Origin of the sequence: Acidianus manzaensis, from assembly GCF_002116695.1 — an archaeon.
GTDB classification, from domain to species: Archaea; Thermoproteota; Thermoprotei_A; order Sulfolobales; family Sulfolobaceae; genus Acidianus; species Acidianus manzaensis.
In genome coordinates this window covers 1,535,338-1,553,149 of record NZ_CP020477.1, presented here as the reverse complement: position 1 = coordinate 1,553,149, position 17,812 = coordinate 1,535,338, and the positions used below count along the sequence as shown (strand labels likewise).

21 protein-coding genes, 5 tRNA genes and 1 pseudogene are annotated in these 17,812 nt (G+C 30.5%); 8 read left to right on the top strand and 19 right to left on the bottom strand.

Annotated features, from left to right (window positions below; all coding sequences use genetic code 11):
• Positions 1-16: 16 nt before the first annotated feature.
• Positions 17-358: an RNA polymerase Rpb4 family protein gene (locus B6F84_RS07575; RefSeq protein ID WP_148691680.1), complete on the bottom strand. Its 342-nt coding sequence runs from the start codon at positions 356-358 to the stop codon at positions 17-19.
• Positions 359-364: 6 nt separating this feature from the next.
• Positions 365-661, bottom strand: coding sequence for a 50S ribosomal protein L21e (locus B6F84_RS07570; protein ID WP_148691679.1), 297 nt, complete (start codon positions 659-661; stop codon positions 365-367).
• 90 nt (positions 662-751) lie between these two features.
• On the opposite strand from B6F84_RS07570, the gene B6F84_RS07565 reads away from it, so the two are divergent.
• Both B6F84_RS07565 and B6F84_RS07560 read left to right on the top strand, forming a co-directional pair.
• A tRNA-Leu gene (locus B6F84_RS07565) sits at positions 752-866 on the top strand.
• 446 nt (positions 867-1,312) lie between these two features.
• Positions 1,313-1,397 (top strand) — tRNA-Tyr (locus tag B6F84_RS07560).
• Positions 1,398-2,195: 798 nt separating this feature from the next.
• Here B6F84_RS07560 and B6F84_RS07555 read toward each other — a convergent pair.
• The 6 genes from B6F84_RS07555 to B6F84_RS07530 all read right to left on the bottom strand — a co-directional run bounded on the left by B6F84_RS07555 (position 2,196) and on the right by B6F84_RS07530 (position 5,913).
• Complete coding sequence (locus B6F84_RS07555; RefSeq protein WP_148691678.1) at positions 2,196-3,848, bottom strand: hypothetical protein; 1,653 nt, start codon at positions 3,846-3,848, stop codon at positions 2,196-2,198.
• 493 nt (positions 3,849-4,341) lie between these two features.
• Positions 4,342-4,426, bottom strand: a tRNA-Leu gene (locus B6F84_RS07550).
• 4 nt (positions 4,427-4,430) lie between these two features.
• Positions 4,431-4,537: transfer RNA gene (locus tag B6F84_RS07545), tRNA-Ser, on the bottom strand.
• Between the two features lie 33 nt (positions 4,538-4,570).
• Positions 4,571-5,485 carry a polyamine aminopropyltransferase gene (speE, locus tag B6F84_RS07540; RefSeq protein WP_148691677.1) on the bottom strand — a complete coding sequence of 305 codons (915 nt, stop codon included), beginning with the start codon at positions 5,483-5,485 and terminating at the stop codon, positions 4,571-4,573.
• Positions 5,485-5,670, bottom strand: coding sequence for a 50S ribosomal protein L37e (locus tag B6F84_RS07535; RefSeq protein ID WP_148691676.1), 186 nt, complete (start codon positions 5,668-5,670; stop codon positions 5,485-5,487). Before B6F84_RS07535 ends, speE begins: the two co-directional genes overlap by 1 nt.
• 15 nt (positions 5,671-5,685) lie before the next feature.
• Positions 5,686-5,913 carry an LSM domain-containing protein gene (locus B6F84_RS07530; protein ID WP_148691675.1) on the bottom strand — a complete coding sequence of 76 codons (228 nt, stop codon included), beginning with the start codon at positions 5,911-5,913 and terminating at the stop codon, positions 5,686-5,688.
• Between the two features lie 280 nt (positions 5,914-6,193).
• On the opposite strand from B6F84_RS07530, the pseudogene B6F84_RS07525 reads away from it, so the two are divergent.
• Positions 6,194-6,409, top strand: a pseudogene (locus B6F84_RS07525) (putative integrase); the annotation flags it as partial.
• A 27-nt stretch (positions 6,410-6,436) separates the two neighbouring features.
• On the opposite strand, the gene B6F84_RS07520 reads toward B6F84_RS07525, so the two are convergent.
• From B6F84_RS07520 to B6F84_RS07495, 6 genes are all read right to left on the bottom strand, one after another.
• Positions 6,437-6,511, bottom strand: a tRNA-Val gene (locus B6F84_RS07520).
• Positions 6,512-6,540: 29 nt separating this feature from the next.
• Positions 6,541-7,005: a RecB-family nuclease gene (locus tag B6F84_RS07515; RefSeq protein ID WP_148691674.1), complete on the bottom strand. Its 465-nt coding sequence runs from the start codon at positions 7,003-7,005 to the stop codon at positions 6,541-6,543.
• Positions 6,977-7,951 carry a DNA cytosine methyltransferase gene (locus B6F84_RS07510; protein ID WP_148691673.1) on the bottom strand — a complete coding sequence of 325 codons (975 nt, stop codon included), beginning with the start codon at positions 7,949-7,951 and terminating at the stop codon, positions 6,977-6,979. The genes B6F84_RS07515 and B6F84_RS07510 overlap by 29 nt, the downstream gene beginning before the upstream one ends.
• Entirely contained in the window at positions 7,932-8,444 is a 513-nt protein-coding gene (gene tfe / locus B6F84_RS07505; protein ID WP_148692867.1) for a transcription factor E, read from the bottom strand. The genes B6F84_RS07510 and tfe overlap by 20 nt, the downstream gene beginning before the upstream one ends.
• Before the next feature lie 93 nt (positions 8,445-8,537).
• Complete coding sequence (hflX, locus tag B6F84_RS07500; RefSeq protein ID WP_148691672.1) at positions 8,538-9,629, bottom strand: GTPase HflX; 1,092 nt, start codon at positions 9,627-9,629, stop codon at positions 8,538-8,540.
• Positions 9,626-10,090 carry a multiprotein bridging factor aMBF1 gene (locus tag B6F84_RS07495; protein ID WP_148692866.1) on the bottom strand — a complete coding sequence of 155 codons (465 nt, stop codon included), beginning with the start codon at positions 10,088-10,090 and terminating at the stop codon, positions 9,626-9,628. The genes hflX and B6F84_RS07495 overlap by 4 nt, the downstream gene beginning before the upstream one ends.
• Before the next feature lie 106 nt (positions 10,091-10,196).
• On the opposite strand from B6F84_RS07495, the gene B6F84_RS07490 reads away from it, so the two are divergent.
• Genes B6F84_RS07490 through B6F84_RS07480 form a run of 3 tightly spaced genes read left to right on the top strand, consistent with a single transcriptional unit; the run spans position 10,197 to position 12,578 of the window.
• Positions 10,197-11,369, top strand: a complete 1,173-nt coding sequence (locus tag B6F84_RS07490; protein WP_148691671.1) for a proteasome-activating nucleotidase — start codon at positions 10,197-10,199, stop codon at positions 11,367-11,369.
• A complete protein-coding gene (locus tag B6F84_RS07485; RefSeq protein WP_148691670.1) occupies positions 11,366-11,881 on the top strand; it encodes a PUA domain-containing protein in 516 nt (171 codons plus the stop codon). The genes B6F84_RS07490 and B6F84_RS07485 overlap by 4 nt, the downstream gene beginning before the upstream one ends.
• Positions 11,865-12,578, top strand: a complete 714-nt coding sequence (locus B6F84_RS07480; RefSeq protein WP_148691669.1) for a proteasome assembly chaperone family protein — start codon at positions 11,865-11,867, stop codon at positions 12,576-12,578. The genes B6F84_RS07485 and B6F84_RS07480 overlap by 17 nt, the downstream gene beginning before the upstream one ends.
• Here the strand turns inward: B6F84_RS07480 and tgtA are convergent.
• Both tgtA and B6F84_RS07470 read right to left on the bottom strand, forming a co-directional pair.
• Positions 12,558-14,042, bottom strand: coding sequence for a tRNA guanosine(15) transglycosylase TgtA (gene tgtA, locus B6F84_RS07475; RefSeq protein WP_420807155.1), 1,485 nt, complete (start codon positions 14,040-14,042; stop codon positions 12,558-12,560). The genes B6F84_RS07480 and tgtA overlap by 21 nt on opposite strands.
• Positions 14,042-14,479: an Lsm family RNA-binding protein gene (locus tag B6F84_RS07470; protein ID WP_148691668.1), complete on the bottom strand. Its 438-nt coding sequence runs from the start codon at positions 14,477-14,479 to the stop codon at positions 14,042-14,044. Before B6F84_RS07470 ends, tgtA begins: the two co-directional genes overlap by 1 nt.
• 54 nt (positions 14,480-14,533) lie before the next feature.
• Here B6F84_RS07470 and B6F84_RS07465 point away from each other — a divergent pair, with 54 nt between their 5' ends.
• Positions 14,534-14,908 carry a DNA-directed RNA polymerase subunit G gene (locus B6F84_RS07465; protein ID WP_148691667.1) on the top strand — a complete coding sequence of 125 codons (375 nt, stop codon included), beginning with the start codon at positions 14,534-14,536 and terminating at the stop codon, positions 14,906-14,908.
• A gap of 8 nt (positions 14,909-14,916) precedes the next feature.
• Here B6F84_RS07465 and psmB read toward each other — a convergent pair whose 3' ends face one another.
• Genes psmB through B6F84_RS07450 form a run of 3 tightly spaced genes read right to left on the bottom strand, consistent with a single transcriptional unit; the run spans position 14,917 to position 17,226 of the window.
• The gene (gene psmB / locus B6F84_RS07460; RefSeq protein WP_148691666.1) at positions 14,917-15,507 is read right to left on the bottom strand and encodes an archaeal proteasome endopeptidase complex subunit beta; all 591 of its coding nucleotides are present in this window, start codon (positions 15,505-15,507) and stop codon (positions 14,917-14,919) included.
• 36 nt (positions 15,508-15,543) lie between these two features.
• Positions 15,544-16,833 carry a histidine--tRNA ligase gene (gene hisS, locus B6F84_RS07455; protein WP_148691665.1) on the bottom strand — a complete coding sequence of 430 codons (1,290 nt, stop codon included), beginning with the start codon at positions 16,831-16,833 and terminating at the stop codon, positions 15,544-15,546.
• Positions 16,834-16,839: 6 nt separating this feature from the next.
• Complete coding sequence (locus B6F84_RS07450; RefSeq protein WP_148691664.1) at positions 16,840-17,226, bottom strand: ribonuclease BN; 387 nt, start codon at positions 17,224-17,226, stop codon at positions 16,840-16,842.
• A gap of 62 nt (positions 17,227-17,288) precedes the next feature.
• Between B6F84_RS07450 and B6F84_RS07445 the strand changes: the two genes are divergently transcribed.
• The gene (locus B6F84_RS07445) at positions 17,289-17,801 is read left to right on the top strand and encodes a TFIIB-type zinc ribbon-containing protein (protein WP_148691663.1); all 513 of its coding nucleotides are present in this window, start codon (positions 17,289-17,291) and stop codon (positions 17,799-17,801) included.
• Positions 17,802-17,812 lie beyond the last annotated feature (11 nt).

The following is a 17,812-nucleotide window of genomic DNA, read 5'->3' as shown; positions in this document are numbered from 1 at the left end:
AGCTTAATAAAAAATATCAACCTTTTTGCAAATGCTTCTTAATCACTTCAATTATCTTAGTAATATCATCATCAGAATAATTCTTACCTTCAATTTGAAGGATAGCCTTAACATCATCCTGACTTTCAGGACATATACTAGCAAGTAAAGCCCTAGTATCCTCCCTTTCCACAACTTCCTTTAACTCTTCCATAACTTTTAATGCATCTTCATCAGAGCATTTAGAGATCAAATTAAGATACTCATAAGTTCTCTGAACTACACTACTATTTTCATTATTCTTAATCATTTCCAAAATATATTTTTTAGCTACTGAGTATGGAATATAATGCTCTTCAATAATTGTAACAGAAGACAAACTGGCTCACTTAAATAACTTCATATGCTCTGGAGATACTATCAATACCTTTTCCTTATCACCTAGATAAAGCTTAACTAAATAAGCCTTACCCCTCTTACCTATAACCTCAGCAACCTTGCCATGATACCTCCTATGAGGCATACCATGATGAATCGATGGATTTATCTTAATGACAACTTTATCCCCTATCTTATAATCATACATAAGCGTACTCAACGAAGGAATTGATCCTCTTTCTCTTGGAGATTTCTTCAATAAATTTCTAGATCTTGTCCTGTTTCCTTTCGAATGGGCTACCATTAACTATCCCACAATAGCATACATAGAAAGCCAAATTAAATTTATGGGAAAGATATTTAAGGGGAAATACAATATTCTATATTCGCGCATGCGGGGATGCCCGAGCATGGTCAAAGGGGGCGGACTTAAGTTGTTACCTAAGTCCCCCTTTGCATAAGAGATCCGCTGGCGAAGGCCTGCGTGGGTCCGAATCCCACTCCCCGCATTTAAAATTACAAAGCTGATAAATATACAATGCCTATAAGTAACAAGATCTAACCAAGCAAGTTTATTCTTTATAAAAATCTAGTTAAAATTCCTGTAAATCTTTCTTATAACCGGATAAATATAATCTCCCAATTTAGATAAATACTCCAAATAAGGAAAATTAGTAATAACTTATATAAAAAATACACTAATTTTAATCTATTTGATCCTAATTATAATTAATCCAATTAGAAAGACCAAAAATTTACTGTGCTATCTAATATATAATATATACTTTTTTTAGAGTATACCATGCTATTTGACTTTTCTTTTCAACACTTTGACAGATTTGAGAATTAATTCTCTAGCTATACATAACAAGATAAGATAAAATAATATAGTACGTTTTAAGTGGATAAAACTTAAATAGAGACTAAAACTATAGATATTAACGTACAACAAATCCCCGCCGTAGCTCAGCGGTTAGAGCGCCCGGCTGTAGATAGGGGCTGATACCGGGTGGTCCAGGGTTCAAGTCCCTGCGGCGGGATACAATTATGTTACTGTTGATGTTATAAATTTTAAGATATTTTCTGAAGAGGAGAGTTCATATTGCATTTTATATTAAAAATTTTTTATCATCTCTATATTAAAGAGTTGAAGAATTCGTTTAGAGAATGGTTCTTTATTTCCTCCTAAATATTTTGTTCTAGTTACTAATGTTATATTCTAAGTTTAACGTTCATAAAGTTATATTCTGGAATAGTAAATACAATAATCATCTACTTCTTTATGACCTTATCTCAATTACAATAACAATATAACTCCTTAATTAGGATAAAGAAAGTAACAAAGTTAAGAACTCATATAACAATTCCCAAATAGTACATTCTATCATATAAATTAGTCTATAATAACCAGTAAGTAGAAAGAAAAATTACCAACACGTGCCCAAATACTCATAAGCCAAGTAATAACTATAACAATATCCATCAAATCCAAAAATCTAAGAAATAAGCTCGATAAAAACATGAGATAAAAGAAGAAAAAATCTAACTTAATATTCTTCCTAATGATACCTAAAGTACATTTGTCCATTCATAAACTATTACCAAAATTTAAAATCAATAAAAAATTAATTTATCAAAACTTCCTGTTTAAATTAACTAAAAATTATTATACTTTAAATAAAAACATTTTTGTTTGTTAATAAAACAGCTCATTTGCAGAAATACCAGACTAAACCAAAGAAGCAAACTAACACCCACCCATGCAGAATTGTACAATCAAGTCCTACCCCACACTTTTACCCCACTTGACACACCCGCCTAGACTTTACAAAAAAAAATTAACAATATATTCCCTGAGACTCAAGATAATCCATCGCACTCCCAATCAAATATGCTACAATCTCACTATCATCCGCTAACGCATTAACAGAATCCATAACCCCATTCAAATACTCCTGCACCTGCTGAACATACATCACCTTTTCATTCCTAAGAATATTTGGCAACGACTCCATACAAGACGAAACGTAAGATAAAGCCTCATTATAAACCCTATTCAACTTATCAACATATTGCCTAGCATCACTAACAATCTGCCCTTCACTATCCCACTCCTCAACCGCTAAAACAGCCGAAAACGCAACACCATACAAAATTCCAGAAGACACCAAAGCAGAAATAGCCCTCCTAGCCCTACTAATACCCTCCAAACCAACCCTAACAGCCTCATCCTGCCTCAACCCCTTAGCAAAATCCAAAATACTACCCCTTGAAAAATCAGAAGGAAGCTTAATCAACTGCAAAGAATACAAACCAATTTCAAAACCATCAGGAGGAATCGAATTTAACAAACTCCTATCACTACTTATCTTACCATCAACCTCAGGCCAAAACTCAGAAATACCAGAAACCAAACCCAAAACACCATAATTACTACAAGAATCACCACCAACCCAAGAACTAGTAAAAACAGGACAACCAATAGAAACCTTATTAATAGCAAACATGCTACTCGGCCAATAATCATAGGAGTCAGGGTATAGTTTCCCACTTTTCGTGTATAGTGGTGATAGTTTTGGGTTGCCTGCAAGGACTTGAAGTCTTCCTAAGAATATTATCGGATTAAAGTTGGTACCAAATGGTTCTATATTTATATAAAATCCTGGATAAACATAAGGAAAAGTACCACTAGTAGCATGCAAGTAATTTATTACACCTCCACTTACATAATAATGCCTATCTTTACCTATGTAGTAGAATGTGTTTTTTAAGTCTATTGCGTAGTAGTTTATTTTTGGTTGGTATGTGAGTAGGTGTGCTATTCTTGGTCCTAGTACTACTTGGTTTATTGATTCTGGGTAATTTGTGTTTGGTAGTGTGTATTGTGTTGGGTTTATCCAGTTAACGTTTGCTGGTTGTAGTAGTGGTATTATGCATATTTCCATTGTTCCTTCTTCCATTGCCCTTGAGTATGTGTCTAGTTGTGCTCCTTTTATTTTTCCTCCTCCTAGTATTTGTGGTGAGTGTTGTTTTACTCCTCCTATTTGTTTTCCTCCTTGGAATATTACTATGTTTCCTGATCTCCAGTAATTTGAGCATCCGCCTATGTAGTAGAATGTGTCTCCGTCTGTTTCTTTGACTACTATTCCTTGTCTTATGATGTTTATTATGGATTGTGTGGTTGATCCTATTCCTTCTGTTGTTGCTATTGCTGGGTATAGCCAGAATTTGTTTTGGTTGTATGCTTCGTATTCTCCTTTTATTGTGCATGCTGATTGGTTTGATATTTCTTGTGCTTGTTCTTTTGTTATGATTTTGTTTGCTATTGCTGATGACATTATGTTGTAGCATGCTGTATTACTATACTGTTGGAATAGGAGATCGAGTTTATCGATATAGCCTTTTGTGTATTCGTAGTTTAGAATTTCTTCTCCTGCTTGTCCTTCGTTTGCTTCTTGTAATTCTTCATCTTGTAATATTGTTGAAGACACAATTATCTTTTCTTTTTTATCCTATATATAATTTATCCAAACAAAGGGATCTTAAATGTTTTAAGAATAAGATTAGAGTAGAACTTAGATTGGACTACTGAAATGGTTTAATTTAAGAGTTAAATAGGATTAATTCTTTTTTATAGTGTATGTATTTAAAAATAAGTCTAATTTGATCAAAGATTCCTTATTTTTTGAAAAGGTTATTGAGGGGATTTTCCGTAACTGCTATAAGATATCAGATCGATCATTCCCCTCGATCGAGATTAGATTAGACTTTTACAGGATTGCTTATATAAGATGCTTCTTTTATCTTTTTGGAGTAAGGTTTTTTCATTAATTCAAAAATACCTAAAAAGTTTTTTAAGGAAAGTAATACCTCATCTAGTTTCGTTAAATGTTAATCAAACATCATGTGTACAATTTTATGGAGTATAAGCTGTATATGCAATTTAGATCAGAAAAGAAAAAGATACAAAATACACTCTGGAAATGCGAGGGGTGGGACTCGGACCCACGCAGGCCTTCGCCAGTAGGGCCTGAACCTACCCCCTTTGACCTAGCTCGGGCACCCTCGCAATGCGCCGGGGACGGGATTCGGACCCGCGAGTCCTTTCGGACAGTAGGTCGCTCATCTAACGCTGGAAAGATCTCGAGCCTACCCCCTTATTCCGCTCGGGCACCCCGGCATCATATAACTTTTTTAATTTTATACTTAAAAATCAAGCTGGTACATATATCGGGTTATTTTCCGTAGATATTCTAGTTTCTTGTTGTATAACTTTCCTTATGTGCTTAGGAATATTAAATATTGTATTATGAGTCTCTCCGTCATAGAATCTTAGTTCTCCCACTATTCTTTCTTTTATTTTTTTATCTATTTGATCTCTGGTTAATACTATAGGATTAACGTAATCTGATGCATATACGAATCCCCATAATCCATCAAATGAAGGAACATAAACTATTGATGCGCTAACTAGTTTGAATGTGTTTCTTAATGTATTCATTATAGTCGAAAATACGTCTAATGAGAATGATGGAGAAGTAGCTTGAGTAACTATAGCTCCTCCTTTATTTAAATGGTGTTTAATCTCTTCATAGAATTCTTTTGTATAAAGTTTATATGATGTATTTCCTTTAATTGGATCTGTAAGATCAAGAACTATTGCGTCATAAGATTCTGTTGTGTTATCGATAAACTTCTTTGCGTCTGATATTACTATGTTTGCTCTTTTATTGTCAAATGAACCTTGGTGCCATTCAGTTAAGTATTGCTTGGCAAAATCAATAACTGCTTTATCAATATCAACCATTGTAGCTTTTTCAACTAAATTGTTCTTTAGAACTTCTCTTAGAGTTGCACCTTCTCCTCCACCTAAAATTAGAACATTTTTAGGATTTTCTATACTTAATAATAGAGGATGTACTAAGGTTTCATGATATATGAACTCATCTGCAACGCTGGATTGAATTTTACCGTCAATAATTAGAGCCTTACCGTATGTTGCAAATTCTACTACCATTATTCTTTGAAATTCAGTTTTTAAATCTACAATTACTCTATTAATCAAATGTGCATGGAATTCACATGGACTTTGCCACTCTAATTGCCAACTCCAACCGAATGAGCTCATTAAACTAGTCTTACCCCATTTATTTTCTTATTTTTCCAGCTGTACGTTTTTATTCTCTTAGACTTTCCAAATCCGCATGCTGCACAATAATGCTTTCTCGGGTTATATGAGTTTCTTCCGCATCTTCTACATCTTATATGTGTTGCCCCTTTATTCATTTTACCAAATGAAGGTGTACCTTTCATCTAATCTCACCTTTGCTATTGCTGTATTGGAGATATAAGTATTACATTATCTCCTCTTATAACTATTGTGCCTATCTTCTTACCGCTTCCATCGCTTTGTATTTCTTCTGAATCTGATAGAACTAAGTTCATGTGCTGATCGTAGCTCTTTAGTAATCCTCTTACTTCCTTATTGCCTTTCAACTTCACTAGAACTACACTGCCTACTGATTCTGCAAGAACTTTGTGAGCAGTTTCTGCCAAATTTTCACCTAAAAAGCATTACGTGGACCTTATTTTAAAATCTATCTTTCTGGTTAAAAGGTTCTATTATCGTCTTTAAAAAGGAAATTTGAAGGATTCCTTAATAATGGAAACAGTAAAAATCCATAGTGTCGTCGGATAGGTATAAATAATTTCTAGGTTTTTCAGTATAATTAATTGTAAGTCTATCTTGATAAAGGGAACTTATATATGTAAAATTTTTAACTACATGACGACATCATGGTAAAAATCTAATATTTTTTCTTATATATCATCAGTAATGAAAAATGAAAATGGGAAATGTAAAATTAAGAGTGGGGTTTTAGGGGTGTCGGCTAATAAAAAGAAGACTTATACATTTGGTGATATAATTATACGTGAAGTTAAAAGACGGTATTATGTCTATTTATCGAGAGTGTCGAGTACTGACGGAAAGGAACATTACGTCGGTCCTTTAGATGACATAGTAGAATCATATCTTAAAATGAAAGAAAATAGTTTGGGGTGTGGTGTATCCCCACAGTGGGCCCGCTGGGATTTGAACCCAGGACCTTTGCCTTGTAAGGGCAACGTCCTAACCAGGCTAGACGACGGGCCCAACAACATACATATTAAAAAATACGCTATTTAAATTTTCTCCTTTTTTTGCTGAAGATAGCAATATAAGAATATTGAGGCTAATGCGTTGGCTCCTATATCAGAGTTAAGGTATGGAATTTTAAAAGTTGTACCGAGTGATTGTTCTAATTTAGAAAATCCACTTTCTATTCCAGAAAATACGATATAGTAGGTACCATTTACATTTTTGTCTATAAAATCGGATTTAAATTCTTGTCCTTGATTATATCCAATTAGTAATGTTTGGGTTGGCTTTAATAAATCAATAGCATCTTTCAGATCTGGTAAAATTATTATTGATTTATTATTTTTAAAGGCTAATCTGCTTACTTCTGGTATACCTACTTGAGCTGCTGTTCCGCTTACTTTTGTAATTACAAAATATTTAATATCAAAATTGAATATAACTTTTGCAAAATCTATTAGTCTTTGAGAGCTTGTTGTATTATGTAAACCTATTATTATATCCATCAATATATCCCCTTATATAAGATGCTATAGAGGCTGATAAGGCTACTGGAACTGCTTCTCCTATTTGGTTGTATTGTTCGTCTCTACTTCCAATAAATATATGATTATCTGGATATGACATTAGTCTGGCTTGCTCTCTTACTGTTAAGAATCTGTCGTAATATGGATGTATAAATCTAGAATTACCTAAAACTGTAGGGGCTATATCGAATGGATTGAGTCTTATATAAATTGGAATTTCTCCTCTGCTGCTTTTATACATAGTTAAATAGTCTCCAAATCGTAGTTTACTTATCTGTTTTAGCTTTTTTTCATTTAATTCTTGAATTTCATGATTAGGAATTTGACCTATTTTGTCTTCTAAATCCATTATTGCTTGACTTACTGTAACTTTTTCATTATGTTTAGTTGGAGATATTTCTATATTAGATATGAATACTCTTAGTCTTTTTGACGGATTTCCGTAATCTTCTGCTTTTAAAAAATTAAAGTAAATGTTATCATATCCTACTTTACTAAATTCAGTAAGTATTGCGTCTCTTAAGCTTTTTGTTTCTACAATAGCTGGGACGTTCTCCATAACAAAAATTTTAGGTTTTAATTCTCCTAGTAGTCTTATGTATTCTAGTGTTAATGAACCTCTTTCATCAAGATATAGACGATCTACTGGATTTTTTAGTCTATTTGGATTAGCTCCAGTGAATCCCTCACAAGGAGGGCTACCTATTAATATATCTGGCTTTTCATTGTTTGTTAATTCGAGTATGTCTTCGCCATTAATGTTTCTTATATCTTCTTCTAAAACTATAGTATCTGGAAAATTTGTTGCATAAGTTCTAGCTGCTGAGTGATTTATATCAATTGATAGTATTATTTTAAAATTATGTAGTTTAAAGCCTAGTGAGAAACCTCCTGCTCCACTAAATAAATCAACTACTTTTGGCTCCACGTTTTGTCTCTTCTTCTATTTCAGATTCAAGCTGATTAATTTTTTCTTCTAGAATTTTCCTAACTTTAAGAGAGTCATAATAGGTTAACTGTGATCCGCATTTTGGACATTTAAATTCGTTTTCGAAGGCTTCTTCGAATGGATATTTGCTCTTATCCTCTGGACAGATATAAAATTCGTTATTAGATTCATATTCTAGCCTAGACTTTAATTTTCCTAATATTTCTCTTTTTCTATTTATTAACACTTCGTTTATTTGGTCAACATTTACTTTCCAATAATATACGTACCATCCAGTATCTTTATCTCTACTTCTTCTATAACTTACTAATCCTTGATCTGCAAGAAGATAAAGTTTCTTTCTGATTTCGTTAACTTTTATACCTAGCTCGTTAGCTATTTCGTCATCAGTCATTTCTACCTTCTTTGATAATAAGAATTGTAATAAGTCTGATATATCTTCACCTAATAGATCTTTTGCTAAATTTAGTATTAGGTTGTCTACGTCAGAGGAGGCCAAAACTATTCACTACTATATCTTTTGCTTTTCACATTTATATCTTTTGACAAAAGTTTATATATCAACTTAATTAATTTTTTTAGTATCATAGTATTCAGCTACGGCTTCACTAATTTTTATCTTAAGATTTTCAATGTTATACATGGTCTTTGCTGATGTAGGTATTACGCCGAGTATTGGAGAATAAATCTCACTACTTACTTTGTAAATTAGATCTAACTTATTATTTATATCTTCTTTATTTTTTAGTTTATCTACTTTATTTGCTGCTATAAGTATTGGTTTTCCGGAAATTCCTAGTTCTCTTAATATATTAAATGATGATTTTATCATTTCTAATAATAATGTATCTTCTAAAGAAATATCGACTACAAGCAATATCATTCCAGCATATTTTATTTCTGATAAAGTTACAAAGAATGCTTCAATTATTTGTGGAGGAATTCCTCTTATAAAACCTACTGTATCTATTAATAGTATGCTTTTACTATTGAATGTCATTCTATATCTCTTTGGTGAAGTTGTCGTAAACATTGAGGAATCTACTTTCTGTTTTAATCCAGTTAAAGCGTTAAAAATGGATGTTTTTCCTGCATTTGTATATCCAGTTATTGCTAGTGTGGGAAAACCTTGTTTTTCTCTGTCTTGTACTTGAAGCTCTCTTATATTTTTCATTTGCTCAAGTTCTTTTGTAATTCTAGATATTTTTCTATAATATAATCTTAAAATTGATTCTACTCCATAAACTCCTGCACCTAAAAGACCTTGCTGCTCTGATATCTTATGCCTTTTATAGACATCTTTAATTATAGGTAGTTCATACTTTAATTTTGCTAGTTCTATTTGTAGTTGAGCTTCTTTAGATCCTGCATGTAAAGCAAAAATTTCTAATAATAATAATAATTTATCAAGTATTTTTATTCCATTTAATACTTTATTCAAATTAATAAAGTATCTAGGCTTAAGCAAATCAAATATTATTACTGCATCTATATTTTTTAAACCTGAAATTTCATCTACTCTATTTTCCTGAATATAGTATTTTGGATTTGGTTTTTTTGGCAATTTATATATTGCATCTATTTCATATCCTGCTGTCTCAGATAAGATTTCTGCTTCTTCTTTAAAGTCTTCGGATACAAAGAGTATAGCTTTCATTTTTTGTCCTCTCTAAAGTTCACTATATCCCCTAGAGTTAATTCAAAATTTTTTGACGATTTAGAATTTTCGTTTTCTTGTGATACAGTAATTAAAATTCTTATTGAAAGAATTTTTTCTAAAGCTTTTGCTTGATCTATAGTTGGCTTTAGTTTTCCTTGTTCAAACCTTTTTATTATATTTTCTGAAACTTTCATTTTTTCTGCTAGTTGTTTAGTAGATAAACCCATTCTTTCTCTAGCTTCCTTTATTATCTTAAAATAATCATCTACAATTTCTATTTCTATCTCTTGACTTTTCTGTGTATTATTTGATGGAATATTTTTTTGAATATTTAGTTTAGGACTAGGCTTCTCTTCGTATATTTTCGCGTGTTTTTTAATTTTAGAATAACAAGTATTACAGATGGTCAATACACTACCTTCATACACTACTGTTATACCTTTACCTGAAATTGGCATTCCACATAACTCGCAATATCTTTGTGGCTGTTTTTGGGTATTCACAAGTAATAAATAGTGACAAACATTTTTAGTCTATCTAATCAATAACTGATATGGATTAAGTTTGTCTGGAGAATTAGATGTTTCTAGGGATAATTCCGATAATTATGAACAAATAATAAGATTATTAGAGGAAAAAATTAATGCGCTACAAACTGAAGCTGAAAGTTTAAGAAAAGAACTAAATTATTATAAATCAGAGCTAGAGAAATTATTAAGTCCACCTTTAATAGAGGCTACGGTATTGGATATATTGGATGACGGAAAAGTAGTAGTAAGAAGCACATCTGGTCCTAATCTAATAGTTTCTGTAAGTAATGAGATTGCAATGAATGATATTAAGGTAGGTATGTCTGTAGCTTTGAATCAAAGAGGTTCTGCAATAGTAAAAATTTTACCTGAAAGAGAAGAACCATTTATAAAATCTATGGAAGTATCAGAAAAACCAAACGTAAAATATTCAGAAATAGGAGGATTAGATGAGCAAATTCAAGAGTTAAGGGAAGTAATAGAAATGCCATTGAAAAACCCAGAGATATTTAAAGAACTAGGAATTCAGCCACCTAAAGGAGTTTTACTTTTTGGTCCACCTGGTACTGGAAAAACTATGTTAGCTAAGGCTGTAGCAACTGAAAGTAACGCTACTTTTATTCATGTCATAGCATCAGAATTTGCTCAGAAATTTGTAGGAGAGGGGGCAAAGGTAGTTAGAGAAGTATTCGAACTAGCAAGGAAAAAGGCTCCTTCAATAGTATTTATAGACGAAATAGATGCAATAGGGGCTAAAAGAGTAGATTTAGGAACTAGTGGAGAGAGAGAAATACAAAGAACATTAATGCAATTATTAGCAGAATTAGATGGATTCCAACCATTGGATAACGTAAAAATAATAGCAGCTACGAATAGAATAGATATTCTAGATCCTGCATTACTAAGACCTGGAAGATTTGATAGATTAATAGAAATTCCATTACCTAATATTGAAGGAAGAAAGCAAATTTTCAAGATATATACAAGTAAAATGAAAGTAAGTAATGATATAGATTTAGATACCCTAGCTAAGTTAAGTGAAGGATTGAGTGGAGCTGAAATTAGAAATATATGCACTGAAGCAGGTTATATATCTATAAGAGAAGGTAAAAGAGAAATAAGTATGAAACAATTTATAGAGGCAATTAATAGAATTAAAAGCAAGAAAAAATCTGAATATAAAGGAAGGGAAGAGAAGTACGTATGATTGAATTTGTAACTGAACCTAAAAGAGCAAGCAAAAAAGAGTTAAGTTATCTTCAAGATATTTTTTCATATCAGTTCGGATATGATATTGCTGATTGTATTTTTTCAGAACAAAGCTTTTATATTCAAAGATCTATAAACACAGATAGAATAAGAAATATTCTAGATAATAGAAAGAATTTATTTTTAGTACTAAGAGCTCAAGATAATTTATTTTCATTAACAATTAATTCTGCAAATAAAATTGTAGAATGTGTAAAACCTTATAAATTAAGACTTGTTGTATCAAACGAAATAGCTAAAGCTATTCAAGAATCGGGAAATGTTTTTTGTAAGCATGTTAAGCAGATAGATCATGAACTAAGAGCTGGAGATCAAGGAATTATTGTAAACGAGAATGATAACGTTATAGCTGTAGGAAGATTAAAATTATCTGCTGAAGAGATAATGGAATATAAGAGAGGAATAGCTTTAGTAGTAAAGGAGAGGAATAAAAATGGAACTAATACTTAAACTATCAGAAAATGAATTAAAAGGAGCTACATTCATAACTGGATTTAGGACAATAGGAGAAGTAGGATATTTAGCTTCAAGATATATAGTTTTGAAAAGAAATATGCAAAGAATAGGATTTATAGCAACTAAGAATTTAAGAGATGTTACTTTTCTTGATGATTATGGAATAGCTACCCCATTAGATCTATTTTATGATAAAGAGTATAACACGATTGTCCTACTAAATCATTTAGTTCCTGTTCAAAAAGATTGGAATGATTTCGCTAAAGATACTATAAGATGGCTAAATAAGTTAGGTGTTAAAAACATATTACTGATAGGTGGTTTAGATAAGAGATATAGAGAAAAAGAGGAAAAATTAAGATGGTTAAAAACATCAAAGAGTTCAATAAATTTAGATTATCCATTACTAGAAAAGCAATTGATTATGGTAGGGCCGCTAGCATTATTTACTATATATGCTGAAATGCTAGATTTACCTGCTAATGTAGTATTACCATATGCTGATAGAGATAGAATAGATCCTGCAGCAGCTGCTGTTGCGGTAGAAGTTATAAATAAAATAGTTGGATTTAATGTAGATACCACAGAATTATATGAAGATGCTAAAAAACTAGAAGAAGAATTACAAAAGCAATTAGAAAGCATTCAAAAAGAAATAAATAAATCTGGCTTAGACAGACATTATATGTAACTTAGATTTTTCACAATTGAAGATTTTTATTTGTTTATATTTTTTCTCTATAAATTCATTAATCTTATTTTCTGTAAGTTTTAATGTTAAATCGTCAATCTCAGTTGGAATTTCAAATTGAGACAATGGATATGACTCTGAAATTGAAAGGGGAATTAATCCATAAAATGGTACTGCTATAAATATATCTGCATCATTTTCATATTCATAAGCTATATCCTTTATATAATCATCATATATGAATGGAACATTAAGATTATCATAGCAGATTATTACTGCAAGATTATGCTTTGGCTTAAATTGCATCATAAATTTATCATGTCTAATTATTTCTGGTCTATAGAAGGAATTGGAATCATACAGCAATATTCCTCTTACTTCTCCTTTTACACGCGGATCATATTTTTCTAAATAGTCATGATATTTAAGTATTCTAAGAAATGCAGAATATACTGATGGATGTGAATATGCTTTTTCTTGTAAATATTCGAATAATCTTCCTTCTTTAATAGCTATTTTTGTTTCTCTAATTTCTTCTAATATTTTATATAAATTATGAATAGCCAGTAATCGTGTTCTATTTTTATTATCCATTTCTAGCAGATCTTTAGGAGAATACTTACTACATACTGGACAGCTACATGAAAAATACTCCATTTTATCTAATCTTAATGTCCTATTTCTAGTTATATACCTATTATCTCTTGCATATAGAATATACGATGCAGAATCAAAAGAATCAACTCCAAGAGCTATAGCAAAAGGAATAATATGAGGTACTCCTCCACCAAATAAATGTAATGGCTTGCCTCTACTAATATTGCTTCTTACAGTATATATCATATCTATTAGTGAAGTATAGTCATAGTTTTGCATTATTACTGTAGGACTTCCTAGTGCTAACATTTTATATTTATCATTATTATTAGCTTTTTGTGCAGAATACTTTAGTAGATCTAGATATTTGCCTCCTTGTATTGGATGCGTCCAAATTATATCAGAGGAACTAGTTATAATATCCTCTACTTCTGTAGCTCTTTTTATTGTTTCCTCTACAGTATATTTAGCTTCTAATTCGTTTTCAGCTTCGCCTGTAGGAATATCTAAAATTACAGCTATATCAGGCTTTATTTTACTTTGATATTCTACTATTTCCTTATTGCTAATTTCTATTTCCCCATATTCTAGAATTTGATATGCTCCAGAGTCAGTCATTATTACAGATTTTTGAGATTTTAATTCTTCATGAATGTCGGTAGTTACTAAATTATTCTTTTTTAGAATATATGCATTTGTAATAAAATTATTAAATCCTATATCGATGATATCATTTATTCCTATTTCAGATTTTAAAGCATTGATTACAGGGAAAAATACTGGTGTTTCTATTTTTCCGTGTTTAGTCTCTAATATTCCTATTCTTCCAGCTAAGTCTTCATCTTTTACTTCAAAATCCCCTATCATTAAGCTACCTCTTTTTTGCGCTTTTCTATATATTCATTAAATAAATCATAGATTCTCTGAGCTAATGCTCCACTTCCTTCTACACCGTTTTCTGAAACTTTGATTTTATCTAGAATTACTACTACACCCGCTTCATCGTAAACTTTTATATCTGCTTGTCTCAAATTCAATGATTTTTGTACTATATCTGCAAACTCTTTCGGATTAAAAATTGGCTCAGATTGTACTATAATTTCAGATACTAAATTGCCATTTATTATAACCTTGTAGAACATTTTGTTTTCATTATCTTTTGCATTGGCTAGGGTAATTAAAAACGGAGCAAGGTCAAAAGATACTAGTTGCCCTATATACGTTTTATTATTAGTTAATTTAACAATTATGTTTTTATCTAATAAGGAATTTATATCATATACAGCTTTTCTTGTTATACTCAACTATCATCCCCATAAAATTAATATACACGAATTTAAATAATGAAGTGAAAAGACGTGCAAAGTAATACAACAGAATTTAAAGAAGATGGTATTGTAAATTCTATTGAAGCCGGAGCATTAAGAGATCTATATATTGTAAAAATTAATACAGATAATATTAATATATCGCTAGATGTTACTAGACAAATAAATATTTTTAATAAAGATGAAAAAGTAACTATTATAATTTCTAGAACCAGACCAAATTTTACTGATAACGATTTTTGTGGCCAAGGATATATAGTAACAGAAAAAAAATCAGATCATGGCTATGTAACTATTATCTCGCTTTATGGATTAATAGTAAGAATAGAAAGCCAACAAAGTTTCATTAATAAATACGGATTTAATATAATGGATCATGTATATTTTTGCGCAATAAAAAGTTAATTTTTTATTTAATATGGAACGAATTCTGCATTTATTATATTACGCGTATCTATTGTTAATACGTCAATACCGTCTCCTGAAGTTATATCTCTCTCTATAGATGCTTTTATTGCTTTTATTGCTAGTTCCTTAGCTTGACTTAATTGCATACTTTGAGAATATTCTGCCTCTAATACGCCTATAGCTACCCTCGCACCCGAACCTACAGCAGCATAAACATCGTCTAATAGCGATCCTAGCGGATCTAACACATATAACTGTGGCGTGCTATCATCAATTCCTCCAAAAATTATTTCAGAAATAAATGGAGTATACTTGTTTTGATATAGAATTATTGATAATAATTTTGCTGCAGCTTTAGTTGAAATTGGCCTTTCATTATGTAATTCATATTCTTTAATATTAGCTGTCATTATTCTTGTAAGTGCTTGCAAATCTCCAAAAAGTCCAGCTCCAGCAATACCAAATCTATCAACATTATATACTTTTTTTGCAGATTTGCTTAATACATATCCTCCATAACTTAATCTTCTTTCTGCTGCTAATACTATTCCTTCATTTACCTTAATACCAATTGCAGTAGATGGAAGTTCTTCCATAAATAATCTCCTCAACTATTTTACTAAATTATACATTTATATTATTTGCCTTAAACGTTCTATTATCTGCTCTTTTGGTACACTTTCTTGAGTTTTCTTGTCTAAATAGCGTATAGTTACATTGTTATTTTCCTTCTCTTTTTTACCTATAATTATTGCTATATTATAATTTTGCTCAGCATAAAATGGAATAAGCTTCGATAGCTGAATGTCCTTTGCATTAAGTACACATATCATATTGTTAGATCTTATAGTTTCTATTATATCCATTGAGTAAGCTATTACAGACTTGTCTAATGGTATTACGACTATTTTTTTCTTATTTTTTTTCATTTTTTGCTCTATCGAGTTTAATGCTTCTAATGTTCTTTCTACCCCTATAGCGAAGCCAATAGCTGGAGTATTAGGACCGCCATATAATTCTACTAAATTATCATATCTACCTCCTCCAGCAATAGAAAATGGCAGAGTATCGGTAGTTACTTCAAAAATTATTCCAGAATAGTAAGCTAATCCTCTTACAAAGCTTAAATCTAAAGATATATTAATATTAATAGAACTAAATATATTAAATACGTCAATTAATCTTTGAAATTCTAAATCCAATCCATTTATACCAATTTTTTCCATATAATCAGAATAAAAATCGTTTAATTCCTTTTCACTCCATTGCCTTTTATTTAATAATTCTTGGAATATATTAGTAAACTTACTACCAAAATTAGAGATTATTTTCATTGCTTCTAAAATCTGATTTTTGTCTATTAAATGAAGTATATGCTCTTGAGTATCATCTGGTATATTCAAATATTTAAATAAAAGGCGATAAATAGCTATATTATTTAGTTTTATTTTTATAGATTTTATCAAATTTAGTTTCTTATAAAAAAGATATAGAACATGTAATACTTCTACATCACTATTCAGTGTGTTTTCTCCTAGCATTTCTATTCCAGCTTGTCTAAATTCTCTATATCTACCAAATTGAGGTTCATCATACCTATATACTGTACCCATGTAGTATAATCTTAATGGTTTAGGATAATGCTGAAAATTATTTAAAAAAGCTCTTACAACACTTGGAGTAAATTCTGGTCTTAGTGCTACCTCTCTATCTGCCTTATCTTTAAAAACATACATGGTATTTCTTAATTCTTCTCCTCCCTTTAACGAGAATAATTTAAAATCTTCAAGAATAGGTGTCATTATTTCTGAATATCCCGAATTTTCAACAATATCTCTAAAAGAACTTAAAATAAATTCTATTTTTTCTGCTTCTTCTCCAAAATAATCTTTCATACCCCTAACTGGCTCAAAAGATATCATTAAATTTCACTTCGATAATGATACTTCTGAAAGATTATAATAAGTTATATCACCATACTTATCTATAATAGCCAAATATATTGAAACTCTCATTGATTTCGATAAATCTAAATATTTGAACATCTCTAAAATTTCTAATGGCGCGTTCTCAGTATATATAATTATTAAATCAGTTACTTTCCCTTTAGAATCTACTATTTCCAATAAATTTGGTATCTTAGAAATTTTTACACGTTTTCCTCTTAGCTTAAGATCATAAGCTACGCACAGAAGATTCCATATGTTAGAATTATCTTTATATTTCTCTTCTATATATGAAATATTTGTATCAGAGATACAATTCTTATATAAGCAGTCGATCAAGTCTGAAAATTGTATTTCACTTTCATCCATATGCCTCTTCATATCCTATTAGGTAAAAAAGATTCATCAATACTTTAAATGATATGTAATTTATGCAATGCCCTTATTGCGGATCAACAAATCTATTATGGGATATAAAAAATGGAACAGTAATATGTAGAGATTGTGCCAGCGTTATAGATTCAATGTATGACTATGAAAGATATAATAATAATGAAATAGTAATAGATTTTAATAAGCTTACTATAAATCAAAATACAAAGGAGTTTCTATCTATCTTAGATAATATAAGATATAAAAACAAATATAAGATAGATTTAAGCAATAAGAATAAATACCTTACTGAGGATGGAATCTATGCTTTACAACTTCTTAATATGGATACTTCTGTTAGAAAAATTTATGATGAATTAACAAAGTATGGATACTTTAGCGGTAAAAAAATAAAGACAAGAGTAGCAATAAGTTTCTATCTATCTGGATATAGAGGAAACAAAATGAGAAATATTTTAAGAAAATTACATATAAATGAGAAATATTTTAAGAAAATTACATATAAAATTCCTAGAAATATAAAATACAGAAAGATTGAACTCACAAAGTAACTTATTTAAAA